Origin of the sequence: Burkholderia sp. HAN2018, from assembly GCF_024704855.1 — a bacterium.
GTDB classification, from domain to species: Bacteria; Pseudomonadota; Gammaproteobacteria; order Burkholderiales; family Burkholderiaceae; genus Burkholderia; species Burkholderia cepacia.
Genome location: NZ_QOBB01000321.1, coordinates 1 through 6,334 on the forward strand (window position 1 = coordinate 1; position 6,334 = coordinate 6,334).

Below are 6,334 nucleotides of genomic sequence, written 5' to 3' on the forward strand. Positions count from 1 at the left end.
CGGCCGGCAGCGGCACGCTCCACTGGCCGGTTCGGCCCGCCAGCGCGTAGCCGAGCAGCCCGCGCGTGAGCGGGTACGCGCGCCCGTCGCCGGTCACGAGTTCGACCGACGCGAGTTGCGCGCGCCGCGTGCCGCCGTTGTGCACGCGCAGCACCCAGCCGCCGTTGCTGCGCAGGAGCGCCCAGTCGAGCTGCGGCGCGCCATTGGCGGCCGGCTCGACGAACACCGGAATCGAATAACGCAGCCGGATCGACACGCCGTTGGCCGGTGCCTCGCCGGGCTGCGGCAACTCGTCGATCAGCAGCCGGTAGGTCTGTTCGGTACCGGCTGGCGTACGCGAAGCGCGCACGACGCGGATCAGCTGCTCGGACTGCTTGCCGACCTCGATCAGCGGCGGGCTGGCGAGCAGATCCTGGGTGGGCGTCAACGCATCCTGGCCATTGGCCTGATCCCAGCGGAACACGCGCACCTGCCCGTACACCGGGCGCTCGCCCGGATTGCGCAGTGTGATGCCGGTGGCCGTGTCGTCGGCGCCGAATTCGATCGTGACGGGGGAAATCTGCAGCGACGCGGCGTGCGCGGCACCGGCCGCGCACAGCAGCGCGGCGAGCGTTCGACGTAATGCGGACATGGGAAGCAGCGCCGGTCAGAAGTAGGCGGTTGCGGTGATGGTCGTCTGATAAGTGTCCGGCTTCGGCGTGGCTTGCGTGGGCACCTGGCCGTAGACGGTGAAGGACTGTGCGGACCCCGTGCCGGTGCCGGCCACGGTGTCCGTGCCTTGCGTGTTGCCCCAGATCGTCGTCCGTCCGGCGTCCTGGTAGAGCTGGAAGCCGACCGTCGTCGACGTGTTGCCGGTCGCCGTGCCGGCCATCAGCCGGCTCGCGACGGTCGACCCCGTGACCAGGCCCGCGTCGAGACCGACGTTGTACGGCGTCGTGTTGGTGCAGGTGACGCTCAAGGTCGTCTGCTGGTTGATCGCGGCGGACAGCACGCCGTTCGTGCCGAAGGCCAGCGGGTTCGCCGTGATCGCGCAGTTCGGTTGCAGCGTGAGCGTGACGTTGAAGGTGGCGGTCGACGTGCCGTTCGAATAGACGGCGGCGTCTGCGGCGGGTGTCGAAAGGCCGACTGACAGCGCGAGCGACAATGTGGTGGATACGATGGCGACTTTCACGCAGATCCCTCATCGATCGAATTTTCGTTGGATTTATGCCGCGCTTCGCAGGCCACGGTCTCGCAAATGCTGATACGAACCCGCAATTCTTTCAATATTAAAATCGGCCCTGTTTAATTTTGTTACATCTGAATTGGGTGTTGGGTAAATAAAGCCGGGAAGCATTGCGATTTGTGATTTCAATATGCGAATTGAGTGAAATATTTTCCTGGGATGTAGCAAGCACTTCATGAATCATGCTGGATTCGGGCGTGACTTTTTGCCTGAATTAGCGGGGATGAATCAGCCTGTACGGAATGGTTGATTAATGAATTCGGCGGAATTCAGAGGGCGAAAAATTAATCGTTCAAGGGGATTGAATTGATTCCCGCAATTCGCAAGAGGATTTGATTCTTGTTGAAGCGGGATATACGGATATTCCGGATATCCGGACTGGAAGAACGAATGAAGTGGAATTGACGGTTGAAAACGAACGCGGCCGCATCGAGCGGCCGCGAACGTGTGTCGGCGAGGGGGAGATCCGGCATTCGTCGCCGGCGGACGGCGTGTCGCGATTACGAATTCGCGGCGGCCGGGGCGCGGCGCTGTTGCGCGATCTGCAGGAAGACGAGCGCGAGGCCGGCCGCGGCGATCAGCCCGCCGACGAGCGGCACGGCCGCATACCCGAAGCCCGCCGAGATCGCCGCGCCGCCGGCGGCCGCGCCGAGTGCGTTGCCGAGGTTGAACGCGCCGATGTTGACCGCCGACGCAAGGCCCGGCGCCTCGTGGGCCGCCCGCATCACGCGCATCTGCAGCGGCGGCACGACCGCGAACGTCGCGATGCCCCACACGAGCAGCGTGATGGCGGCGCCGGCATGCGTGCTGGCGAGCACCGGGAACGCGACCATCGTTGCGATCAGCAGCAGCAGGAAACCGATCAGCGTGCCGTCGAGCGAGCGGTCGGCCAGTCGCCCGCCCGCGATGTTGCCGATCGAGAAGCCGACGCCGATCAGCACCAGCATCGCGGTCACGAAGCCGGGCGTGGCGCCGGTCAGGTGCTCGAGCGTCGGTGCGACATACGTGTAGAGCGTGAACATCGCGCCGGCGCCGAGCACGGTCGTCCCGAGCGCGCCGAGCACGACGGGGCGCGTCAGCACCGAGAGTTCGGCGCGCAGGTCGGGCATCTTGCCGGCTTCGCCCTTCGGCAGCGCGGCGAACAGCCCCGCGATCGCAACCAGGCCGAGGCCCGCGGTCGCCGCGAACGACATGCGCCAGCCGATGATCTGGCCGAGCCAGGTCGCGGCGGGCACGCCGCCGACGTTCGCGATCGTGAGACCCATGAACATCGTCGCGACCGCGCTGGCCTGCTTTTCGCGCGGCACGAGGCTGGCCGCGACCACCGAGCCGAGCCCGAAGAAGGCGCCGTGGTTGAGGCTCGTCACGAGGCGGGCGAGCAGCAGCGTCGTGTAGCCGGGCGCGAGCGCCGACAGCAGGTTGCCGATCGTGAAGATCGACATCAGCGCGATCAGCGCCGAGCGGCGCGACCAGCGCGCGAGCAGCAGCGTCATCAGCGGCGCGCCGACCATCACGCCAATCGCGTAAGCACTGATCAGCATGCCGGCTTGAGGAATCGACACGTGCACGCCTTCGGCGATCACCGGCAGCAGGCCCATCGGCGAGAACTCGGTCGTACCGATGCCGAATGCACCGGCGGCGAGTGCCAGCAGCGGCAGCGCGGCGCCGCCGCCCGGGCGGGAAGGAGAGGAAGTCGTGGGGTTCACGCGATGTGCTCCTGTAATCGAGAAACAACGGCACGAGGCCATTGAGGACAGTGCGAAGTGTGCCTGCTTCACTTTTGCGGAAAAAGCCGTATCCGGACGAAATTATCTTGATTTCATTTCAACAATGCAGCGTACAGCGAAACCGGCAGGCGGCGCGGGTGAACGAGCGGAGGGCTCTTGTGAAAGCGGGTTGTAAAGATGGGTGAGTGACGCTCGACCGGGAGAGCGCGATCCGTGGGCGGTTCGACGCGGACGGATGCCCGTTTCGCCCTTTTTCGCCCGGTGGGCCGGAAGCCGTCCGCCGCCCGTCCGGCGGCGCGGATCCGGCGGGCCGGCGAGGTGGCGGCCATCGTCCGGCGCGAGCGTCGCGTCACCGCCGGAAACCCTTTGCAGACAAGGCGCGCAGGTAAAAAAAGCCCCGGCCACAGGGGGACCGTGACCGGGGCAGAAACGCATCCTCTCTTTGGCACGAGGGTGGGATGCGCGCGAAGTATATTTCGACGCATGACGATTCGAACCGGCGTTAAACGGCTGTTTTGGGTGTCAATTTAAAAACACCGGCGCTGCGGCGCCTTCCGTCGGCGTTTTGAAAGATGTTTAGCGGAAGCGATGCTGGTGATTAGTACGTCAGGCCAGCCGAACCGGCGTTTTGACGAAGAGGTATCCGGTCTTGGATCGACGGGGCGAATTCGGCCGCCCGATCGTAGGCCGGGCGCGTCTTCGGTCGAATTGCGTCCGGTCAGTTCGCTTCGCCAGCCGCATCGCGCACGGCCGCCAGAAACCGCGCGACGACGGGCGACGGCGGCACGGCGGCGCCGTCGAACACGAACTCGATGTCGAAGCGGCTCGCGAGTTCGTCGAGCGCGACGAGCCGGACCGTGTGCGGGCAGGTCGGCGACGCGCTTTCCGGCACGAACGCACAGCCCATTCCGGCCGCGACGAGGCCGATCAGCGTCGGGATGTCGCTGCCGACCTGCGCGATGCGCGGCGTGAAGCCAGCCTGCCGGCACTGCGCCATCAGGAACCGGTGATGCGCGGCGGAGCGCTGCGCGTCGAACCACACGAACGGCTCGTTCGCGACGTCGGCCAGCGTGCGCGGCGCGGTGAAGCGTCCGCCCGGCGGCGCGGGCATCGCGAGCACGAAGCGGTCGCTCAGCAATCGGACGCCGGACAGGTGCGGCGCCTCGTCGCGACGCCACGCCATGATGCCGCCGTCGAGCTGGCCGCGCACCAGCGCGTTCGCCTGTTCGGCCGACAGCATCGGCGCGATCGACAGCTTGACGTCCGGGCAGGCATCGCGAAACGCCCTGAGGACGTTCGCGACGACAGGCAACGGCAGGCAGTTCGGCAACGCGCCGAGCCGGAGTTCGCCCAGCTGGCCGGCCGCGCTGCGCAGCGCGCGCTCACGGCTGTCCTGCAATGTCGCGAGCAGGCCGGTCGCATCCTGCAGGAAGCTCGTGCCGGCCGCCGTGAGCGTGACGCCCGTTGCGCGGCGGACCAGCAGCGGCGTGCCGATCGCGTCCTCGAGTTCGCGGATCTGTCGCGACAGCGCGGGCTGGACGATGCCGGCCGCACGGGCGCCCGCCATCACGCTGCCGGCTTGTGCGACGGCGACGAAGTAGCGCAGGTGACGCAATTCGATCTGGCGCATGCGGTATCCGTTCTGGTTCGTTGATATACCTGTGAAGCATAGCAAGTGCCATACGATGGTATTGGAAAGCATGGAGAGCCTGCCGTACGATGGCCGTCATCGCCGCTCGCCCTCGCAGGTCGCGTGCGCTTCTTCCGTGCGTTTCTTCCGTTCGCTCCGTTCCCATTGGTTCCGTCCCCATGCCGCTTCATATCCCGACTCCCTATATCCGCTCGCAAATCGCGTCCCGCCGGCTCGGCAGGACCATCCGGCTGAAGCTCGATGCGCTGCAGCCGTCGGGCTCGTTCAAGCTGCGCGGCATCGGTGCCGTCTGCGAAGCGCGGCACGCGGCCGGCGCGCGGCGGTTCGTGTCGTCGTCGGGCGGTAACGCGGGCATCGCGGTCGCCTATTGCGGCCGCGAACTCGGCGTGCCGGTACGCGTCGTCGTGCCGGAAAGCGCATCGGCCCGCGCCCGCGAGCTGATCCGTGTCGAGGGCGCGGAGCTGATCGTGCACGGCCCGAGCTGGGCCGAGGCGAACGCGTTCGCGCAGTCGACGCTCGGCGAGCACGATGCGTTCGTGCACCCGTTCGACGACCGCGCGCTGTGGCAGGGCCACGCGACGATGATCGACGAGATGGCGGCGGCCGGCCCGAAGCCCGACGCGGTCGTGCTCGCGGTCGGCGGCGGCGGGCTGCTGTGCGGTGTGCTGGAAGGGCTGGCGCGCAACGGCTGGCACGACGTGCCGGTGGTCGCGGCCGAAACGGAAGGCGCCGACTGCTATGCGCGCTCGCTCGCGCAGGGGCGCCCGGTCGAATTGCCGGCGATCACGAGCATCGCGACGTCGCTTGGCGCGAAGCGGCCGTGCGACGCGGCGGTCGAATGGGCGACGCGGCACGAGATTCATCCGGTCGTCGTGTCCGACGCCGATGCGGTGGCCGCGTCGCTGCGCTTCGTCGACGAACACCGGATCGTCGTCGAGCCCGCCTGCGGTGCCGCGCTGGCTGCGCTCGAGCGGCCGGTGCCCGTGCTCGCGTCGGCGACGGATATCGCCGTGATCGTCTGCGGCGGCGTGACGGCGACCGTCGAGCAGTTGCAGACGCTGCGCGCAACGTTGCGGTAGGCGGGGCGGCCGTCGAGCGCGGCGAACGCGGCGAACGCGGCGAATGCGTGCATGGCCGCGTATTCCCGCTGCGAAGTGTCGGAGCAATGCCGGCTACGCAACGGACAGGCAGCCGGCAGCGTGGAAATTCATGCGAGGAACGACGGGAAGGGTGCGTATCGTCGCGCTGCGCCGGTTACGGCCGGGCGCGGCGATACGGGGGGCCGGTCAGTTGGCGGCCGGTGCGCTCGCGCCGGACGGTGCGGACGAGGCGACAGGATTGGCCGCGGCAGGCGCGGGTGCCGAGCTCGAGGGCGCCGATGCCGATACGGGGGCAGATGCGGTGGGCACGTGCGCAGGTGCGGCCGGTGCCGGCGTCGCAGCGGCGGTTGGGGAAGCGGCGGGCGCCGATGCGGCGGCGGGTGTCGATGCCGGACTGGAAGCGGAAACAGGCGCGGAAGCCTGCACGGGCGTTGAGGCCGGTGTGGATGCCGCCCCGGACGCCGTTGCAGGTGCCATCGCCGGTGCGGGCGTCGACGCGGTAGCAGGAGCCGGTGCTGCACCCGCACCCGCACCCGCACCCGCACCCGCACCCGCACCCGCACCCGCACCCGCACCCGCACCCGAACCCGAACCCGAACCCGAACCCGAACCCGAACCCGAACCCGAACCC

Annotated in this window: 5 protein-coding genes; 1 reads left to right on the forward strand and 4 read right to left on the reverse strand. The window is 68.1% G+C overall.

What is annotated here, in order from left to right; all coding sequences use genetic code 11:
• The 4 genes from DPV74_RS38000 to DPV74_RS38015 all read right to left on the reverse strand — a co-directional run.
• Positions 1-631, reverse strand: a 631-nt coding sequence (locus DPV74_RS38000; protein WP_162923255.1) for a molecular chaperone, incomplete at its 3' end; no start/stop codon positions are given.
• Between the two features lie 15 nt (positions 632-646).
• Positions 647-1,132: a spore coat U domain-containing protein gene (locus DPV74_RS38005; protein WP_371142253.1), complete on the reverse strand. Its 486-nt coding sequence runs from the start codon at positions 1,130-1,132 to the stop codon at positions 647-649.
• 593 nt (positions 1,133-1,725) lie between these two features.
• Entirely contained in the window at positions 1,726-2,931 is a 1,206-nt protein-coding gene (locus tag DPV74_RS38010) for an MFS transporter (protein WP_119339058.1), read from the reverse strand.
• Between the two features lie 739 nt (positions 2,932-3,670).
• Positions 3,671-4,582, reverse strand: coding sequence for a LysR family transcriptional regulator (locus tag DPV74_RS38015; RefSeq protein ID WP_060357360.1), 912 nt, complete (start codon positions 4,580-4,582; stop codon positions 3,671-3,673).
• 179 nt (positions 4,583-4,761) lie between these two features.
• On the opposite strand from DPV74_RS38015, the gene DPV74_RS38020 reads away from it, so the two are divergent.
• Positions 4,762-5,682 carry a pyridoxal-phosphate dependent enzyme gene (locus DPV74_RS38020; protein WP_119339059.1) on the forward strand — a complete coding sequence of 307 codons (921 nt, stop codon included), beginning with the start codon at positions 4,762-4,764 and terminating at the stop codon, positions 5,680-5,682.
• The last annotated feature ends 652 nt before the right edge of the window (positions 5,683-6,334 follow it).

Bases quoted from the DNA above. Each gene is read 5' to 3' on its own strand.
- DPV74_RS38015 (WP_060357360.1), bottom strand. From the start codon at position 4,582: ATGCGCCAGATCGAATTGCGTCACCTGCGCTACTTCGTCGCCGTCGCA.
- DPV74_RS38020 (WP_119339059.1), top strand. From the start codon at position 4,762: ATGCCGCTTCATATCCCGACTCCCTATATCCGCTCGCAAATCGCGTCC.